Origin of the sequence: Francisella persica ATCC VR-331 (genome assembly GCF_001653955.1) — a bacterium.
GTDB lineage: Bacteria > Pseudomonadota > Gammaproteobacteria > Francisellales > Francisellaceae > Francisella > Francisella persica.
In genome coordinates, this window is record NZ_CP013022.1 from 267,539 (window position 1) to 285,495 (window position 17,957).

Consider the following 17,957-nt stretch of genomic DNA (forward strand, 5'->3'; position numbering starts at 1 on the left):
TTACTTAACTACTTCTTCTTAGCTTCTTTCTTCGCTACATATTCATCTTCGTAACGAACACCTTTACCTTTATAAGGCTCAGGCTTTCTAAATTCTCTTATCTCTGAAGCTACCTTGCCTAAAAGCTCTTTATCAGCACCTTTTAGAATAATTTCTGTAGGAGTTGGAGTCTCAGCTGTTATACCTTGCGGCAACTTGTATACTATAGGATGTGAGAAGCCTAAAGTAAGATTAATCTCGTTACCTTGTGCTTTAGCACGATAACCAACACCAATAATTTTAAGCTTTTTTTCAAAACCCTTGCTAACGCCTTCAACCATGTTACTAAATATTGCTCTTGAAGTACCAGACTGCGCAATAGCATTTTTACTGTTATCATTTGGTGTTATAGTTGCAACATTATCAGCAATGTTAAAAGTCACATCAGTAGAAAAAGTCTTGCTTAAAGTTGCTTTTGCACCTTTAACTTCAACCTTGTTACCAGCAGCAACATTGATCGTAACACCGCTTGGGATAGTAACAGGTTTTTTACCTATTCTTGACATATCAATCTCCTTCCAAACTTAAGCCACGTAGCCAATTATTTCGCCACCCACACCAAGATCTCTAGCCTTCCTATCGCTTACTAAACCTTTTGATGTGGAAATAATAGCAACACCATAACCACCATATACCTTAGGTAAGTCTGCGTGTGACTTATAGATTCTCAAACTTGGTCTAGAAACTCTTTTGATCATTTCAATAACAGGAGCACCTGCATGATACTTAAGTTCTATTTCAATAGAAGGATGACCAGCTGCAGTTGTAACTTTTAAACAACTTTTAATATAACCTTCGTTAACTAAAAAATTCGCGATTTCCATTTTCATCTTTGAGAATGGTACAGAAACAAATTCTTTTTCAGCAGAAAGTCCATTTCTGATTCTTGTAAACATATCCGCAATAGGATCTTGCATACTCATAACTTAAATTCCTTATTACCAACTAGCTTTCTTCAAACCAGGAGCATCACCTGCCATTGCATACTCTCTAAGCTTATTACGACATAAGCCAAATTTTCTGTATACAGCATGTGGTCTACCTGTAACCTTACATCTTCTTTGAACTCTAGAAGCTGATGAGTTTACCGGTAACTTTTGCAGTTTAATTTGAGCTTCCCATTTTTGTTCTTCAGTAGAATTTATATCAAGAATAATAGCTTTAAGCTCAGCTCTTTTTTGAGCATATTTAGCTACTAATTTTTCTCTCTTTAATTCTCTCTGAATCATTGATTTTTTTGCCATTTAAAAACCCCAATTTAAATTAAGACTTAAAAGGAAAACCAAATGCTTTTAGCAAAGCTCTTCCTTGGTCATCATTTTTAGCTGTAGTAGTTATCGAAATATCCAAACCTCTTATAGAGTCAACTTTATCATAATCAATTTCAGGGAAAGAAATTTGCTCTCTCATACCTAAGCTATAATTACCTCTTCCATCAAAAGACTTAGTACTTAATCCCCTAAAATCTCTAATTCTAGGGATAGCAATTGTTATAAGTCTATCTAAAAATTCGTACATACGATCACCACGCAGTGTAACTTTAGCACCAATAGGCCATCCATCACGAATTTTAAAACCAGCAATTGATTTTTTAGACTTAGTAACAACTGGCTTTTGACCAGCAATAGCTGTCAAATCATTCAATGCAAAAGTCATAATTTTCTTATCTTTTGCAGAATCACCCACACCCATATTAAGAGTAATTTTCTCAATAGTAGGTACTTCCATTATATTATCTAGCTTAAGCTCAGTTTTTAACTTAGCGACAAGCTCTTTTTGATAAAAATCTTTTAATCTTGCCATAAAACCTAGTCCTATAAGTCTACAAGCTCGCCACTAGACTTGAAATAGCGAACCTTTTTCTCATCAACAAACTTATAACCCACTCTATCTACTTTCTCAGTAGCTGGGTTAAAGATAGCAACGTTAGATGCATCGATAGGAAGCTCTTTTTCAACAATACCACCTTCGATACCTCTATTTGGGTTAGGCTTAATATGTTTTTTAACAACATTTATACCTTCAACCAAAACTAAAGAACCGCCTCTAGCAAATGACTTAACAACTCCTCTGCGTCCCTTATCTTTACCAGCGATAACTATTACATCATCGCCTTTTTTTAATCTATTCATTATCTACACCTCAATAAATAACTTATAATACTTCTGGTGCTAAAGATACAATCTTCATAAACTTCTCCGTACGAAGCTCCCTAGTAACAGGGCCAAAGATACGAGTTCCAATCGGTTGTCCGTTAGCATTTAGAAGCACGGCAGCATTGCTATCAAAATGAACTTTAGAGCCATCCTTTCTACGTACACCTTTAGCTGTTCTAACAACGACAGCATTATATACAGATCCTTTCTTAGCCTTACCTCTTGGAGAAGCTTCTTTCACAGTTACTTTAATAACATCCCCTATAGATGCATATCTTCGATGAGAGCCACCCAAAACTTTTATACACTCCACCCTTTTAGCGCCACTATTATCAGCAACTTGGAGTTCTGTTTGCATTTGAATCATACAAATAACCCTTATTTATTATTAATATAAGACTGCAGAGTAATTTTGCAGTCTGATAAATATATCAATAAACAAAAATAAAATCAAATTTATTATTTTTCTCTATGGATAATACCGACTAAACACCACTTCTTAGTTTTTGAATATGGTCTAGTTTCTTTGAACTTAACAACATCACCTTCTTTACATTCATTATTTTCATCATGAACATAATATTTTGTAGTTTTCCTAACAAACTTACCATACAAATGGTGCTTAACATATCTTTCAGCTCTGACAACTACAGTTTTATCCATAGCTACACTAGAAACTTTACCTTCTAACAATCTAATTTTATTGCTCATCTTTCAAGGCACCTATTTACTCTTTTCTGATATTATTGTATTTATACGAGCAATATCTCTTTTTGCACTTTTAAATAAGTGATTCTTTTTTAATTGCCCTGTACCCTTCTGCATACGAAGAGAAAATAATTGTTGCAATAACTCAATTTTCGCTTCTTGCAATTGGTCAATACTTTTACATCTATAATCTTTTAAAGTATCTTTTCTTTTCATTACATCACCTGCTTTCCAACAAAAGTTGTTGATACTGGTATCTTAGCTGCTGCCCTTGCAAAAGCCTCACGAGCCAACTCTTCTTTAACACCAGTAATCTCATATAGTACGCGACCCGGTTGAATTTGAGCCACCCAATATTCAACTGAACCTTTACCTTTACCCATACGAACTTCAAGCGGTTTCTGTGTTATAGGCTTATCTGGGAAGATTCTAATCCAAACTTTACCACCACGCTTGATATGACGATTAATCGCTCTTCTCCCTGCCTCAATTTGTCTAGCAGAGATTCTACCTCTAGATGTCGCTTGAAGACCAAACTCACCAAAGCTTACTTTATTACCTCTGTGAGCCAAGCCTCTATTACGCAACTTCTGCTGTTTACGAAACTTTGTACGCTTAGGCTGTAGCATCATTTAGCTCCTTTTTTATTATTTTTCTTTTCAGCGATTTGACCTGGAAGGATTTCACCCTTGTAGATCCAGACTTTAACACCAATAACACCATATGTTGTTAAAGCTTCCGCTGTAGCGTAATCCACATCTGCTCTAAATGTTTGTAGAGGAACTCTACCATCTCTAGCCCATTCAGAACGAGCAATTTCAGCACCACCTAAACGACCACTAACCATGACCTTGATACCTTTAGCACCTGATTTCATAGCAGCTTGCATTGCTTTTTTCATTGCTCTTCTAAACATCACTCTTTTCTCTAACTGTTGAGCAACGCTATCAGCAACTAATTTAGCATCGATTTCAGGCTTACGCACTTCTTCAATATTTATCTGAACTGGAATACCAATCAGCTTGTTAACTTCAGCACGTAACTTCTCAACATCCTCACCCTTCTTACCAATTACAATACCAGGTCTAGCTGTGTAAATTGTAATCTTAGCATTCTGAGCAGGTCTTTCAATCTGAATCTTACTAACTGCTGCTGCTGCAAGTTTTTTATGTAAAAACTCTCTAACCTTAATATCTTCATTAAGCTTAGTAGCGTAGCTAGAAGAGTCAGCATACCACGTTGAACGCCAGTTTCTTATATAACCTAAGCGAATACCATTAGGATTTACTTTTTGACCCATTTTTACTACACCTCTTATTTTTTCTCAGCAACTTTAACAGTTATATGTGAAGTTCTTTTTAGAATACGATTACCACGACCTTTTGCTCTAGCTTCAAAACGCTTCATTGTAGGACCTTCATCAATGAAGATAGTTGACACAACTAAAGAATCAACATCCATACCATCATTATGTTCAGCGTTAGCAACTGCAGAGTTTAAAACACCTTTGATTAATATAGCAGCTTTTTTATTATTAAAAGTCAAAAGATTAATAGCTTGCTCTACAGGTAGATCCCTGATCTGATCAGCAACTAATCTACATTTCTGAGCTGAGATTCTTGCAAATTTTAACTTAGCTTGTACTTCCATGTATCTTAACTCCAACTATTTCTTCTTAGCTTTTTTATCAGCTGCATGACCATGGTAATTACGAGTAACAACGAACTCACCTAGCTTATGACCAACCATTTCTTCAGTCATAAGAACAGGTACGTGCTGCTGACCATTATGTACAGCTATAGTTAAACCTATCATATCTGGCACAATCATTGATCTTCTTGACCATGTTTTGATTGGCTTTTTAGAATTACTTTTTTGCGCTTCAAAAACCTTCGTTAAAAGATGATGATCCACAAAAGGTCCTTTTTTTAATGAACGAGGCACAACATTCTCCCTAATTTACTTAAGTTTTTGAACAATCAACTTATTAGAACGCTTATTTCTACGCGTCTTATAACCTTTAGTTGGGACACCCCATGGCGTAACTGGATGTCTACCACCAGAAGTACGTCCCTCACCACCACCATGTGGGTGATCTACTGGGTTCATAGCCACACCTCTTACAGTAGGCCTTATACCTCTCCAGCGCTTAGCACCAGCTTTACCTAAAGATCTTAAGTTATGCTCAGAATTAGATACCACACCTATAACTGCTCTACAGTCTAAAAGCACTCTTCTCATCTCACCAGATCTTAGACGAATAATCGCATACGTATTATCCTTACCAACCAACTGAGCAAAAGTACCAGCACTTCTAATCAACTGTGCACCTTTTTTAGGCTTCATCTCAATATTGTGTATAACTGTACCTAAAGGTATATTTCTAAGTGGCATACAGTTACCAACAGTAACATCCACTTTCTCACCAGACACTACAGACATATCCTTCTTTAAACCTTTTGGCGCAATGATATATCTTCTATCACCATCAGAATAAAGGACTAAAGCAATATTTGCACTACGGTTAGGATCGTACTCAATTCTCTCAACCTTAGCTATTATGTCATCTTTATTTCTCTTAAAGTCTACAATACGGTAATGCTGCTTATGACCGCCACCTTGATGACGAACTGTAATTCTACCCGTATTATTTCTACCAGCTTTACTTTTCTTTACCTCTACTAAACCTTTAAATGGCTTACCTGTGTGTAATTCTGTATTCTTTACGCTCACTACGTGGCGACGGCCAGGTGAAGTAGGTTTAGCTTTTTTTATTTCAATCATGATTTATAAACCTTCTTTAAATTACTCTGCACCAACAAAACTGATATCATGCCCTTCAGCAAGCTTCACATAAGCTTTTTTCCAAGCCTTTGTCCTACCTTCAACACGACCAAATCTACGCGCCTTACCCTTAACGTTAAGGATATTTACTGACTCAACTTTAACCTCAAACAGCTGTTCTACAGCATTCTTGACATCTTGCTTGTTTGCAAATCTAGCCACTTCGAACACTACAGTTGAATTTACATCTGAAAGACCATAAGTTTTATCAGTAACATAAGGTCTTATAACAGTTTTTAATATTTTTTCTTGAAAACTCATACTAACTTCTCCTCTATTTCTTTTATAGCTTTTTTAGTGAAAACAACGTTCTCAAAGCATATTAAAGAAACTGGATTAATTTCTACAGAATCACATACTGCCACACTCTTAAGGTTTCTAGAAGATAGGTATAAATTCTCACTAAATTCTTCCACGCCAACAACAAAAAGTACATCTTTAACTCCTAAAGAGTCAATCACTGATTTGAACTCTTTTGTTTTTGGAGTTTCTAATATTAACTCTTCAACAACTGTCATTCTGCCTAATCTTAATAGTTCAGATAAGATTGACTTAACCGCACCTGAATACATCTTACGATTAATTTTCTGCTTATAACTCTTAGGCTTAGCCGCAAATGTAACACCACCTTTTCTGAAGATAGGTGAACGGATAGTGCCAGCTCTTGCTCTGCCTGTACCTTTTTGTCTCCAAGGCTTAGCACCTCCACCAGAAACTTCTGATCTAGTTTTTTGAGCTTTTGTACCTTGACGAGCGCCTGCCATGTAGGCAACAATAACCTGGTGAATTAAAGCTTCATTATAGTCAGCTGCAAAAACACCTTCTGCAACACCTACAGATCCAGCCTCTTGACCAGCTAAAGATTTTATATTTAAGTCCACAACAACTCTCCGGTATAATTAATATTTATCTACTAATTTTTGATAGCTGGAGTAACGATAACATCTCCACCAACTGAACCAGGAATACCACCTTTTAAAAGCAATAAACCATTTTTCGCGTCCACTCTCACAACTTCAAGAGACTGAATAGTAATGTTCTCGTTACCTAAGTGACCAGCCATCTTCTTGTTTTTAAAGACTCTACCAGGTGTTTGATTTTGACCTGTAGAACCATGAACTCTGTGAGATAGTGAGTTACCATGAGTAGCATCTTGAGTTGCAAAGTTATGGCGTTTAATACCACCTTGAAAACCCTTACCCTTTGACACACCTCTTACATCTACCTTTTGTCCTGCTTGGAACATAGTAGCATCAAAAAATGAACCAACTTGATACTCAGCTGTTGCATCAACAGTAAACTCCCATAAACCTCTACCTGGTTCAATACCAGCCTTTGCATAGTGACCAGCCATAGGCTTATTTACATTTGAACGCTTTTTAAAACCAGTAGTTACTTGAACAGCGCTGTAACCATCCTTCTCAACAGTCTTAACTTGAGTAACTTTGTTAGGCTCAACTTGGACTACCGTTACAGGAATAGAAACACCATCTTCAGTAAAAATACGAGTCATACCACATTTGCGACCAACTAATCCTAAAGACATTATTATATCCTCTATTATTATTATACCAACTCTGCGATTACGATTGACCACAGAGACCTATATTTTTAAAGCAACATTATATTAGCTTAAACTGATCTGAACATCAACACCTGATGCTAAATCTAGCTTCATAAGAGCATCTACAGTCTTATCTGTAGGTTTAACAATATCGATTAATCTCTTGTGAGTTCTAATCTCATATTGATCTCTTGCTTTCTTATTTACATGTGGAGAAATAAGAATTGTAAATCTCTCTTTGCGCACTGGTAAAGGAATAGGTCCTTTAACTTGAGCCCCTGTTTTCTTAGCAGTATCAACAATTTCTTGTGTAGAAACGTCAATCAACTTATGATCAAAGGCTTTCAATCTAATTCTGATACGTTGATTATTTATAGCCATTTTAATTAATCCTTAAAAAAATTATGAGTTACGTGACTTGATGATTTCATCAGCAATGTTATTTGGTACTTCAGCGTACTTCTTAAACTCCATAGAGAATGAAGCTCTACCTTGGCTTATAGAACGTACATTAGTAGCGTAACCAAACATTTCTGCTAAAGGAACTAGAGCGCTGATAACTCTACCACTTGGGTTCTCATCCATACCCTCAATAATTCCTCTTCTTCTGTTTAGGTCACCCATAATGTCACCTAGGTAATCTTCTGGAGTCACAACCTCAACTTTCATGATCGGCTCTAGGATACAAGCATTAGCCTTCTTAGCACCTTCTTTAAGCGCCATAGAACCAGCAATCTTAAACGCCATTTCAGATGAGTCAACATCATGATATGAGCCATCATATAAAGTAGCCTTAACGCCAATCATAGGATAGCCCGCCAGAACACCATTATTCAACTGCTCTTCTATACCTTTAGCAACTGAACCGATATATTCTTTAGGAACGACACCACCAACAACTTCATCAACAAATTTGAAGACTTTAGCTTCACCATTCTCATCAACTTCATCCAAAGGTTCAAACCGAACAAAAACGTGACCATACTGACCACGACCACCAGATTGACGCACGAATTTGGACTCTTGCTCTACTTTTGATCTAATTGTTTCTCTATATGCAACCTGTGGATTACCAACATTAGCTTCAACTTTAAACTCACGTCTCATACGATCAACAATGATATCCAAATGAAGCTCACCCATACCAGAAATAATTGTTTGACCATTTTCTTCGTCAGTTCTAACTCTAAACGATGGATCCTCTGCTGCAAGCTTACCTAAAGCTATCGACATTTTCTCCTGGTCAGCTTTTGACTTAGGTTCTACAGCAACAGATATTACTGGCTCTGGGAAATCCATTCTTTCTAAAATCACTACATCTTCTTGATCACAAAGAGTATCACCAGTTGTAACATCCTTTAGACCAATACACGCTGCAATATCACCAGCACGCACTTCTTTAATCTCATCACGTTTATTAGCATGCATCTGTACGATGCGACCCACACGCTCCTTCTTACCTTTGACCGGATTATAAACCGCATCACCAGACTTAAGTACACCTGAATAAACGCGGATAAATGTTAGGTTACCAACAAATGGATCGGTAGCAAGTTTAAATGCCAATGCAGCGAAAGGCGCATCATCAGATGATGGTCTAGAAGCTGGCTCACCATCTTCAGTTTCACACTTAATAGCTAGAACCTGGTTTGGCGCTGGAAGATACCTAACAACACCATCAAGAACTGCTTGAACACCTTTGTTCTTAAATGCTGAACCGCAGAATGCAAGAACAATTTCATTATTAAGAACTCTAATGCGTAGACCTTGGTGGATTTCATCCTCAGAAAGCTCACCATCCTCAAGATACTTTTCCATAAGTTCTTCAGAAGACTCAGCAGCTGCCTCAATCATCTCCATACGTAATTTTTTAGCCCTATCCTGAAGCTCTTCAGGGATATCAATAAGCTCATAAGTAAGACCCATGTCTTCCTCATTCCACATGATCGCTTTCATTCTGATAAGATCGATCACGCCTTTGAATTCTTCTTCAGCACCAATGTTTAACTGCACAGGAACAACATTTGCTTTTAATCTTGTTCTGATTTGACCACAAACTCTTTCAAAATCTGCTCCTGATCTATCCATCTTATTGACAAATACGATTCTAGGTACCCCATACTTGTTGGCTTGACGCCAAACAGTTTCTGATTGTGGCTCAACACCTGATGAACCACAGAATACTACGACCGCACCATCTAGAACACGTAAAGAACGCTCAACTTCAATTGTGAAATCAACATGACCTGGAGTATCAATAATGTTGATACGATGCTCATCAAACTGCTGATCCATACCAGACCAGAATGTTGTTGTAGCAGCAGAAGTAATTGTAATACCTCTTTCCTGCTCCTGCTCCATCCAGTCCATAGTAGCAGCACCATCATGCACCTCACCGATCTTATGCGATAAACCAGTGTAGAAAAGAATACGCTCAGTAGTAGTTGTTTTACCTGCGTCAACGTGGGCGCAGATACCAATATTTCTATATTTCTCTAAAGCTGTCTTACGAGGCATCTCCTATTCTCCTATTACCATCTAAAGTGAGCAAATGCTTTGTTAGCTTCAGCCATCTTATGAGTATCTTCTCTCTTCTTGACAGCAGCGCCTCTACCCTCTACAGCTTCTAGAATTTCTGCAGCGATCCTATCACCCATAGTATTTTCTTTTCTCTTACGCGCTGCATCAATAATCCATCTCATACCCAAAGTTTGACGACGCTCGGGTCTAACCTCTACAGGAACCTGATATGTAGCACCACCCACACGGCGAGACTTAACCTCCACCATTGGGCTAACGTTTTCTAATGCTTTTTCAAAAACTTCCACTTCATTAGCTGAAGCATCTTTTGCTTTGATCTTATCGAATGCTCCATATACTATTTTTTCTGCTACTGATTTTTTACCACTTAGCATAATATGGTTAACAAACTTAGCAACAACCTGACTCTTATACTTAGGATCAGGTAGAATATCTCTTTTAGGAGCTCTATTTCTTCTAGACATTTTTATACCTTCTTCAAATGTTAAATTTTAAACACAAACTAAGACTTAGGACGCTTTGTACCATACTTGGAACGACCGTGCTTACGATTATTAACACCTGAAGTATCTAAAGCACCCCTAACAATGTGGTAACGCACACCTGGCAAATCTTTAACCCTACCACCCCTGATAAGCACAACACTATGCTCTTGCAGGTTGTGACCTTCGCCACCTATATAGCTTGTCACTTCAAATCCACTCGTTAATCTTACACGAGCCACTTTTCTAAGTGCTGAGTTAGGCTTTTTAGGGGTTGTAGTATAAACCCTAGTACAAACACCTCTTCTTTGAGGACATGCCTTTAACGCAGGAACCTTAGACTTAACAACCGATCTCTTACGAGGGTTGTTCACCAACTGATTTATAGTTGCCATTAGTTATTTATTCTCCATTTTTTTTATCAGTTTTTATATCAAATCAATCCAAACACCTGATAAGAGCATTTGCTATACAAAAATAACATTTAGAAAATAAATAATAACAAAAAAGCAAAAAAAAGCAAAGAAAAAGTAATTAATTATCAGAAGCACCAAAAACTGATTTAAAAGCTACATAAAGATAGTTACACATAGAATAAATCGTTAGTATAACAGCAATATATAGCATCAAGAATCCTAAAAATATAAACCAAGTATTGAAACTTGCATAGTCTATGGAATGCCTAAAATCTATAGCTGGTTTGATTAAAAATATAAATAATGCTGCCATTTGTGCCGTAGTCTTTACCTTACCCCAGATACCAACTTTAACAACACTACGCTGCCCTAGCTCAGCCATCCATTCGCGTAATGCTGAAACAAGAATTTCCCTGCAGATCATCGCAATAGCAGGAATAGTAGCCCACCAATAAGGATACATCTCTATAAACAAACAAAGTGCAGTAGCAACAATAAGCTTATCAGCAACAGGATCTAAAAACGCACCTAGCTTACTAGTTTGTTCCCATTTACGCGCTAAGTAACCATCTAACCAATCAGTCGCCGCTCCAAGTAAAAATAAAGTTGCCATAATACCATGATGATGTGGGAAATCAAAATAGTAACATATAACTATAAAAGGTATTAATACCAAACGGCCAAAAGTCAGAATATTAGGAATATTAAAAAACATAAATCAAACCCCTGTATGTCCAAAGCCACCAGCAGCACGTGCTGTCTGCTGTGAAAACTCTTCGACAATCTCAAAACTTGCTTGTATTACAGGAACAATAACTAATTGTGCAAATCTCATCAATGGCTCTATTTCAATAACCTCTTGCGCGCGATTAAAACAAGAAACAATAATCTCACCTTGATAATCAGAATCTATAAGCCCCGTACCATTACCCAATACTAAACCTTTTTTATGACCTAAGCCAGATCTTGGCAAAATCATTGCTGCATAATTTGGGTTAGCAATATTAATAGCTATGCCAGTTGCAACAAGTTTACATTCACCCGGATTAAGAAAAACACTCTCAGAAATGCACGCTCTTAAATCAATAGCTGCTGAACCTTCGGTCTCATATCTAGGTAGTTCTTTTATAACTTCTTTATCTAAAAATTTTAACTCTATTTTCATACCCTCCCCCTAAAAAACAAAAACCCCAGCTAAGTAACCAAGCAGTACAAATATTGGTAAAGTTGGCATATATCCATCTAATCTATCAAGCACACCACCATGCCCAGGTAAAACGTTACCACTATCTTTGATACCAGCTATACGCTTCATCATACTCTCAAAAACATCACCAACAACAGATAACACCATAATTAAAGCGGATACTATCACCATATAAACGTACTGACCAAAACTTAAATTCATGTAGATAAGAAAGATCACCGCAACGACAACAGCACAAACCAAACCACCCCAAAAGCCTTCAATAGTTTTATTTGGACTAAGTCGTGGCAACATTTTACGTCTACCAATAGTCTTACCAATAAAATATGCACCACTGTCAGCGGCAGCAATCACCAAGATAAACATAAATATCCACGTAACGCCATTAGCATGCAAAACATACAATGATGCTACAAAAGGCGATATAGTAAACAGTCCCATAACAAGCATTTCATTAGTGGTTATTGTATCAATTTTCTGATGCTCATAGCTAGCTAACTTATAGATCGTATATAACCAAAATATTGGGAAAATATATTGAAGATATACAAAAAATTGCGCAACCACAAAAACCACTATCGTGAATATAATAAGATTCTTAAGTATTGCCTGCTGATCAATCTTTGTAAGTTTTAGCCATTCATATGCTGATAGCAAAGCAACTAGAAATACACCAACGCCAAATAAATAGTCTGATGCAAAAACTAAAAAACTAAAAACTACAGCGACCAAAACTATACCAGTCACAATTCTTTCTTTCATATACCCCTCTTAATTAAATCTGCTCACCACTTTTGCCAAATCTTCTTTGACGAGAATAAAAGTACTCAACAGCCTTGCTTAACTCTTGCTTAGAAAAATCTGGCCACATAATGTCTGAAAAATACATTTCTGCATAGGCTAATTGCCATAACATAAAATCACTTAGACGCACCTCTCCGCTTGTACGAATAAGTAGATCAACAGGCACATCACCGCCAGCCAAATACCTAGCAAAATCCTGCTGATCGATTTCATCAACACTAAGTCTACCAGCATTGACATCTCTAGCTATAGATCTAGCAGCCTCAACAATATCCCATCGTCCAGCATAATCAACAGCCAGCCTAAGTTTCAAACCTGTATTTGTCTTAGTTAATGATTCACTATACTCAATCATACTAATAAGTTTATCAGATAGTCGTGTTCGGTCCCCTACAACACTAAGGACAATGTTATTATCATGCAACTTTGTGGTTTTATCTCTTATAGTTTTGTAAAAAAGATCCATAAGATCAGTGACTTCTTGAGCTGGTCTTAACCAGTTATCTCGACTAAAAGCAAAAAGAGTAAGCATTTCAATATTGTTTTCGACACAGTATTCTATTGCCGCATCAACACTCGATATTGAATTTCTATGACCAAATATTCTCGGCTTTAATTTACTCCTTGCCCATCGACCATTACCATCCATAATAATAGCAAGATGCCTTAGAATATTTTCTTTAGCCGATGTCATAAACACTATGAAATAAAATTAAATTAGATAAATGATAAGAAAGAATAAGAAAAAATACAAGTTATTATTGGGAAATCTAAGTGAATTACACAACCATTAGATCTTGCGCTTTTTTAGCAGCAAGAGCATCAGCTTGGGCAATCATTTTATCAGTAATCTTCTGAATATCATCCTCAGCTTTTTTAGCTTGATCCTTTGTAATTTCTTTTCCTTTCAGAAGTTCTTTGATATCACTATTAGCATCACGACGAATATTTCTAATAGATACTCTACTTGCTTCTGTTTCAGATTTGACTAACTTAACCAACTCTTTTCTTCTTTCCTCATTTAAAGCGGGCATAGGAACTCTTAGTGAATCTCCTAAGTTAGTAGGGTTAAGTCCAAGATCAGAAGTTAAAATAGCTTTTTCAATCTTGCTTGATAAACCTTTTTCCCAAGGAGTAATTCCCAAAGTTCTAGCATCAAGTACAGTTATATTAGCCACTTGAGATATTGGTGTCTCAACTCCATAATAATCTATTGTAACATGCTCCAATAGATCTGGATGTGCTCTACCAGTTCTAATTTTTGCCAAATCATCAGCTAAAACTTCTAATGATTTTTTCATTCTATTCTCAGCATCTTTTAGAGTATCACTTATCATAAATAATTCCTTTTTCTTTAATTAGTCTAAAGTAACCCAAGTGCCATATTTTGATTCAGTAACCGCATCAACCAAAGCATCTGTCTGATTTAAATTAAATATATATATCGGTATACCAAAATCCCTACACTGTGTGAAAGCTCCTAAATCCATAACATTTAGTCCTTTACTCACAACTTCTGCATAGGTAACTCTATCAAAACGTTTTGCATCAGGATACTTATTTGGATCTTTATCATAAACACCATCAACAGTCGTAGCTTTCAATAAGGCATCTGCACCAATCTCAACAGCTCTAAGGCTAGCTGTAGTATCGGTAGTTACAAATGGATTGCCAGTGCCACCAGCAAAAATTAAAACCTTTCCAGCATCCAACAATTGGTTAAACTCATGCGCACTTGCCACCCTAAGTAAACCATCGACTCCTTTTGCTGAAAAAGCTTCTGCCGCAACACCTTCACTGATAAGCATATCACGCAAAGCTAAAGCATTGATCATCGTAGCTATCATCCCCATCGAATCTGCGGTAGTTCTTTTTATTTTGTCACCAAAGTTTGCCCTACCACCTCTAAGAATATTACCTCCACCAACAACTATAGCAATTTTTATACCCTGATGAGTAAGAGTTTTAATTTGATCAATTATAGTTTGAGTAGACCCAACATTTATACCAAAACCTTGAGCTGCTGATAAAGACTCTCCACTTAACTTAAGAAGGATTCGCTTAAGTTTTGATTTTTTTTGAGAACATTCTGACAAATCATTAGACATATATTAACCTTTAATTTGACTCATCACCTCAGCTGCGAAGTCTTCTTCTTTCTTCTCGATACCTTCACCAACATCTAATCTGATAAAGTTAACTACTTTAGCACCTTTATCTTTAACTAGCTTTTCAACTTTTATGGTAGGATCTTTAACAAAATCTTGACCTAGAAGAGCAACTTCATCTAAGAATTTACGAATTCTACCAACGATCATTTTCTCAATAATCTCAGCAGGTTTACCACTCTCTTTAGATTGAGCTGTAAAGATCTCTTTTTCTTTAGCAACAATGTCAGCTGGCACTTGATCACCAGATACAACCATAGGGTTTGCAGCAGCAACATGCATAGCAACGTCTTTAGCAAGATATTCATCACCACCTTCTAATGCAGCAACCACACCAATCTTACCACCGTGAATATAAGCACCTAAAGTGTTAGCTTCAACAGTCTTAACTCTACGCACTTGGATATTCTCACCAATTTTAGCAATTAAAGATTTTCTAGCTTCTTCAACAGTTTCACCATTTGAAGTCTTAGCAGCTAAAACCTCTTCGATAGTCTTAGCGTTAGCAGCATGAGCAGCTTTTGCAACTTCTTGAGAAAATGCTTTGAAAGTCTCATCTCTAGCAACGAAATCAGTCTCTGAATTGATCTCAAGCAAAATAGCCCTACCATCAGCAACATAAACTTCAATAACACCTTCAGCAGCAACGCGTGAAGCTTTCTTATCAGCTTTTGCTTGACCAGAAATTCTCATTTCTTCAGCAGCTTTTTCAATATCACCAGCAGCTGCTACTAGAGCTTTTTTACACTCCATCATACCTGCACCAGTTCTTTCTCTAAGTTCTTTTACTAATTTAGCAGAAATATTTGACATTGTTTTATCCTTGTTTGTTTCTTATGCTTGAGCAGCTTCATCAACTTTTGATTCAACTATTCTATCTAGACCTTGAGCATCAATAACAGCATCAGCAAATTTTTTCATATAGAAAGATATTGACTTAACAGCATCATCATTACCAGGAATCATGTAATCAATACCTTCTGGGTTTGAGTTTGTATCTACGATTGATACAACTTTGATACCTAGTTTTTGAGCTTCTTGAATAGCAATATACTCTTTGTTGCTATCAATAACAACGATTGCATCAGGTAAACCACCCATTTCTTTAATACCACCAAGAACTTTCTCTAATTTTTCAATAGTTCTGATATTTTGTAGCATCTCTTTTTTAGTTAAAGATTCTAAAGTACCATCTTCTCTCATTTTTTCTAACTGAGCTAATCTCTTGATAGATTGTCTAACTGTTTTGTAGTTAGTAAGCATACCACCTAACCATCTGTGGCTCACATACGGCATACCACATCTTTTAGCTTCAGCTTCAATGATATCTTGCGCTTGTCTTTTTGTACCAACAAATAGAATTTTTCCACCATTAGCAACAGTTTTACCAACGAAGTTAACTGCAGTTTGGAAAAGTGGAACTGTTTTCTCTAAGTCAATAATATGTACACCATGGTTAATACCAAAGATGTATTCTTTCATTTGTGGATTCCAGAAAGCTTTTTTGTGCCCGAAGTGAACACCAGCAGATAACATTTCTTTCATTAAAGACATTTTTATTTTCCTTATTTGGGTTATATTTACTAGTATCTTAGTTATGCCAAACATCCTTAAGGACACCCTTTAACATAAACATTAATCAAGATACATGATTTATTAATTAAACATCACTTATACTTAAAACATATAGTACAAGCTGTGAGATTCTATCACAGTTGATTTATAAATTACAAATGGTATTTTATCTTATCTTTTAGGTGCTAAAATATCTCAAAATAAATAATTTAAATTATAAAGTAACAAAAATGATTTCACTAATAGTAGCATATGACAAAAACTATGGTATCGGCAAAGAAAACACTCTAGCGTGGAAACTTTCTGATGATCTTAAAAATTTCAGAAAGATAACTGAGAATAACTATATAGTAATGGGAAGAAAGACTTTTGAATCAATTGGTCACCCTCTGCCAAACCGTAAAAACATCATATTGACAAGAGAAAAAAATTATAAGCATGATAAATGCCTTATCGTTAACAGTACTCAATATATTCTAAATTTTGCTAAGTCAAAATCTCACTATGAAATATTTATAATCGGTGGTGCGCAAATATATAGAGAATTTTTGCAGTATGCTGATAGATTGTATATTACAGAAGTTGCTGCTGAAATGCGCAATCTTGATGCTTTTTTCCCACAATGGGACAAAGCAAAATTCAAGCGTATTGGCCACAAAAAATTTAGTAAAGATGATAAAAATGAGTTTGATTTTACTTTCAGTGTATTTGAAAAGATTAAAGATTTGTAATTTAGTCAGCTTGTTTCAGTAGAATTTTAAGCAAAAATAATTTAAGTTGAAATTACATCTTAACTTTTAAATCATAATGTCAGCTCAAGTTTCAGATACCGTCTTAATGATTTATCCAGAATACTTTACCTTTAATTCAAAAAAAACAGATAGTGATGATATTTTTATAAGATCAGTTAATAAATGAGAAAGCCATCCATGCTTTAGCTCTAAATTAGTCCTATAAAATGGTTAATAAGATCTATAAATATAAAAGTCAGTATCATTAAATAACCAAAAATACAGCTGATGCCATATTCACAAACGACTCTTTTTACACATATAAATCAACGGTTAAGGATATATTTTTATATACCAGATGTATTTAGAGAGTCGTAGATACGAAGTATAACCACAACAACTTTTGTAAACTCTAGAATTGTAACTTAAAGTAAAATATAAGCTTAAAGATTTTCATGGCGATCACTCAAAAGTACTTGAGGACAATGCTGCAATAGTTTAGAAGTGAAAAATAAAAAAGTAAAATATATTTTTACTTTTTTATTTACCAACAACAACATATATGGAACTTATCGAATAGCAAAAATAACTTATAGATCTCCACTGTACAATACTTCCATGTCATGTAAAAACTACTGAAGATGTGGTGGTACTACTAGATGTATGATAGCAGCGATACTAAAACTATAAACTAATACACACAAACCTCAAACTTTAATGTT

Annotated in this window: 29 protein-coding genes; 1 reads left to right on the forward strand and 28 read right to left on the reverse strand. The window is 35.9% G+C overall.

The window, feature by feature from the left end:
- Window positions 1–8 precede the first annotated feature (8 nt).
- The 28 genes from rplF to rpsB form a co-directional block, all read right to left on the reverse strand.
- Window positions 9–545, reverse strand: a complete 537-nt coding sequence (rplF, locus tag FSC845_RS01375; protein WP_064461447.1) for a 50S ribosomal protein L6 — start codon at window positions 543–545, stop codon at window positions 9–11.
- Window positions 546–563: 18 nt separating this feature from the next.
- Complete coding sequence (gene rpsH / locus FSC845_RS01380) at window positions 564–962, reverse strand: 30S ribosomal protein S8 (RefSeq protein ID WP_064461448.1); 399 nt, start codon at window positions 960–962, stop codon at window positions 564–566.
- 15 nt (window positions 963–977) lie between these two features.
- On the reverse strand, window positions 978–1,283 hold the full coding sequence (gene rpsN / locus FSC845_RS01385; protein ID WP_064461449.1) for a 30S ribosomal protein S14: 306 nt from the start codon (window positions 1,281–1,283) through the stop codon (window positions 978–980).
- A gap of 19 nt (window positions 1,284–1,302) precedes the next feature.
- Complete coding sequence (rplE, locus tag FSC845_RS01390; protein ID WP_064461450.1) at window positions 1,303–1,842, reverse strand: 50S ribosomal protein L5; 540 nt, start codon at window positions 1,840–1,842, stop codon at window positions 1,303–1,305.
- Between the two features lie 11 nt (window positions 1,843–1,853).
- The gene (gene rplX / locus FSC845_RS01395) at window positions 1,854–2,171 is read right to left on the reverse strand and encodes a 50S ribosomal protein L24 (protein ID WP_064461451.1); all 318 of its coding nucleotides are present in this window, start codon (window positions 2,169–2,171) and stop codon (window positions 1,854–1,856) included.
- A gap of 22 nt (window positions 2,172–2,193) precedes the next feature.
- Complete coding sequence (gene rplN / locus FSC845_RS01400; protein WP_064461452.1) at window positions 2,194–2,562, reverse strand: 50S ribosomal protein L14; 369 nt, start codon at window positions 2,560–2,562, stop codon at window positions 2,194–2,196.
- A 92-nt stretch (window positions 2,563–2,654) separates the two neighbouring features.
- A complete protein-coding gene (rpsQ, locus tag FSC845_RS01405; protein WP_064461453.1) occupies window positions 2,655–2,906 on the reverse strand; it encodes a 30S ribosomal protein S17 in 252 nt (83 codons plus the stop codon).
- Between the two features lie 12 nt (window positions 2,907–2,918).
- Window positions 2,919–3,119, reverse strand: coding sequence for a 50S ribosomal protein L29 (gene rpmC, locus FSC845_RS01410; protein ID WP_064461454.1), 201 nt, complete (start codon window positions 3,117–3,119; stop codon window positions 2,919–2,921).
- Complete coding sequence (gene rplP / locus FSC845_RS01415; RefSeq protein WP_064461780.1) at window positions 3,119–3,532, reverse strand: 50S ribosomal protein L16; 414 nt, start codon at window positions 3,530–3,532, stop codon at window positions 3,119–3,121. The genes rpmC and rplP overlap by 1 nt, the downstream gene beginning before the upstream one ends.
- The gene (gene rpsC, locus FSC845_RS01420; RefSeq protein WP_064461455.1) at window positions 3,532–4,203 is read right to left on the reverse strand and encodes a 30S ribosomal protein S3; all 672 of its coding nucleotides are present in this window, start codon (window positions 4,201–4,203) and stop codon (window positions 3,532–3,534) included. The genes rplP and rpsC overlap by 1 nt, the downstream gene beginning before the upstream one ends.
- A 14-nt stretch (window positions 4,204–4,217) precedes the next feature.
- Window positions 4,218–4,553, reverse strand: a complete 336-nt coding sequence (rplV, locus tag FSC845_RS01425) for a 50S ribosomal protein L22 (RefSeq protein ID WP_064461456.1) — start codon at window positions 4,551–4,553, stop codon at window positions 4,218–4,220.
- 15 nt (window positions 4,554–4,568) lie between these two features.
- Window positions 4,569–4,847 (reverse strand): 30S ribosomal protein S19, encoded by a 279-nt coding sequence (gene rpsS / locus FSC845_RS01430; protein ID WP_064461457.1) that lies wholly within the window; start codon window positions 4,845–4,847, stop codon window positions 4,569–4,571.
- A gap of 15 nt (window positions 4,848–4,862) precedes the next feature.
- Window positions 4,863–5,687 (reverse strand): 50S ribosomal protein L2, encoded by an 825-nt coding sequence (gene rplB, locus FSC845_RS01435; protein WP_064461458.1) that lies wholly within the window; start codon window positions 5,685–5,687, stop codon window positions 4,863–4,865.
- Between the two features lie 21 nt (window positions 5,688–5,708).
- Window positions 5,709–6,008, reverse strand: a complete 300-nt coding sequence (rplW, locus tag FSC845_RS01440; protein ID WP_064461459.1) for a 50S ribosomal protein L23 — start codon at window positions 6,006–6,008, stop codon at window positions 5,709–5,711.
- Window positions 6,005–6,628 (reverse strand): 50S ribosomal protein L4, encoded by a 624-nt coding sequence (gene rplD, locus FSC845_RS01445; RefSeq protein ID WP_064461460.1) that lies wholly within the window; start codon window positions 6,626–6,628, stop codon window positions 6,005–6,007. The genes rplW and rplD overlap by 4 nt, the downstream gene beginning before the upstream one ends.
- Before the next feature lie 32 nt (window positions 6,629–6,660).
- A complete protein-coding gene (rplC, locus tag FSC845_RS01450; RefSeq protein ID WP_064461461.1) occupies window positions 6,661–7,293 on the reverse strand; it encodes a 50S ribosomal protein L3 in 633 nt (210 codons plus the stop codon).
- Between the two features lie 81 nt (window positions 7,294–7,374).
- Complete coding sequence (gene rpsJ / locus FSC845_RS01455) at window positions 7,375–7,692, reverse strand: 30S ribosomal protein S10 (RefSeq protein ID WP_144416512.1); 318 nt, start codon at window positions 7,690–7,692, stop codon at window positions 7,375–7,377.
- Between the two features lie 21 nt (window positions 7,693–7,713).
- Window positions 7,714–9,828, reverse strand: coding sequence for an elongation factor G (gene fusA / locus FSC845_RS01460; RefSeq protein WP_064461462.1), 2,115 nt, complete (start codon window positions 9,826–9,828; stop codon window positions 7,714–7,716).
- Window positions 9,829–9,842: 14 nt separating this feature from the next.
- Complete coding sequence (rpsG, locus tag FSC845_RS01465; RefSeq protein WP_064461463.1) at window positions 9,843–10,316, reverse strand: 30S ribosomal protein S7; 474 nt, start codon at window positions 10,314–10,316, stop codon at window positions 9,843–9,845.
- Between the two features lie 38 nt (window positions 10,317–10,354).
- Window positions 10,355–10,729: a 30S ribosomal protein S12 gene (gene rpsL, locus FSC845_RS01470; protein WP_003035357.1), complete on the reverse strand. Its 375-nt coding sequence runs from the start codon at window positions 10,727–10,729 to the stop codon at window positions 10,355–10,357.
- A 139-nt stretch (window positions 10,730–10,868) separates the two neighbouring features.
- Window positions 10,869–11,465 (reverse strand): CDP-diacylglycerol--glycerol-3-phosphate 3-phosphatidyltransferase, encoded by a 597-nt coding sequence (pgsA, locus tag FSC845_RS01475; protein ID WP_064461464.1) that lies wholly within the window; start codon window positions 11,463–11,465, stop codon window positions 10,869–10,871.
- A 3-nt stretch (window positions 11,466–11,468) separates the two neighbouring features.
- Complete coding sequence (dut, locus tag FSC845_RS01480; RefSeq protein ID WP_064461465.1) at window positions 11,469–11,915, reverse strand: dUTP diphosphatase; 447 nt, start codon at window positions 11,913–11,915, stop codon at window positions 11,469–11,471.
- 9 nt (window positions 11,916–11,924) lie between these two features.
- Window positions 11,925–12,719 (reverse strand): phosphatidate cytidylyltransferase, encoded by a 795-nt coding sequence (locus tag FSC845_RS01485; protein WP_064461466.1) that lies wholly within the window; start codon window positions 12,717–12,719, stop codon window positions 11,925–11,927.
- Window positions 12,720–12,732: 13 nt separating this feature from the next.
- A complete protein-coding gene (gene uppS, locus FSC845_RS01490) occupies window positions 12,733–13,455 on the reverse strand; it encodes a polyprenyl diphosphate synthase (RefSeq protein WP_064461467.1) in 723 nt (240 codons plus the stop codon).
- Between the two features lie 85 nt (window positions 13,456–13,540).
- The gene (gene frr / locus FSC845_RS01495; RefSeq protein ID WP_064461468.1) at window positions 13,541–14,098 is read right to left on the reverse strand and encodes a ribosome recycling factor; all 558 of its coding nucleotides are present in this window, start codon (window positions 14,096–14,098) and stop codon (window positions 13,541–13,543) included.
- Window positions 14,099–14,119: 21 nt separating this feature from the next.
- Window positions 14,120–14,869 (reverse strand): UMP kinase, encoded by a 750-nt coding sequence (gene pyrH / locus FSC845_RS01500; protein ID WP_064461469.1) that lies wholly within the window; start codon window positions 14,867–14,869, stop codon window positions 14,120–14,122.
- A gap of 3 nt (window positions 14,870–14,872) precedes the next feature.
- Entirely contained in the window at window positions 14,873–15,742 is an 870-nt protein-coding gene (gene tsf, locus FSC845_RS01505) for a translation elongation factor Ts (protein ID WP_064461470.1), read from the reverse strand.
- Between the two features lie 21 nt (window positions 15,743–15,763).
- On the reverse strand, window positions 15,764–16,483 hold the full coding sequence (gene rpsB / locus FSC845_RS01510) for a 30S ribosomal protein S2 (RefSeq protein ID WP_064461471.1): 720 nt from the start codon (window positions 16,481–16,483) through the stop codon (window positions 15,764–15,766).
- A gap of 251 nt (window positions 16,484–16,734) precedes the next feature.
- On the opposite strand from rpsB, the gene FSC845_RS01515 reads away from it, so the two are divergent.
- Window positions 16,735–17,235: a dihydrofolate reductase gene (locus FSC845_RS01515; protein ID WP_064461472.1), complete on the forward strand. Its 501-nt coding sequence runs from the start codon at window positions 16,735–16,737 to the stop codon at window positions 17,233–17,235.
- The last annotated feature ends 722 nt before the right edge of the window (window positions 17,236–17,957 follow it).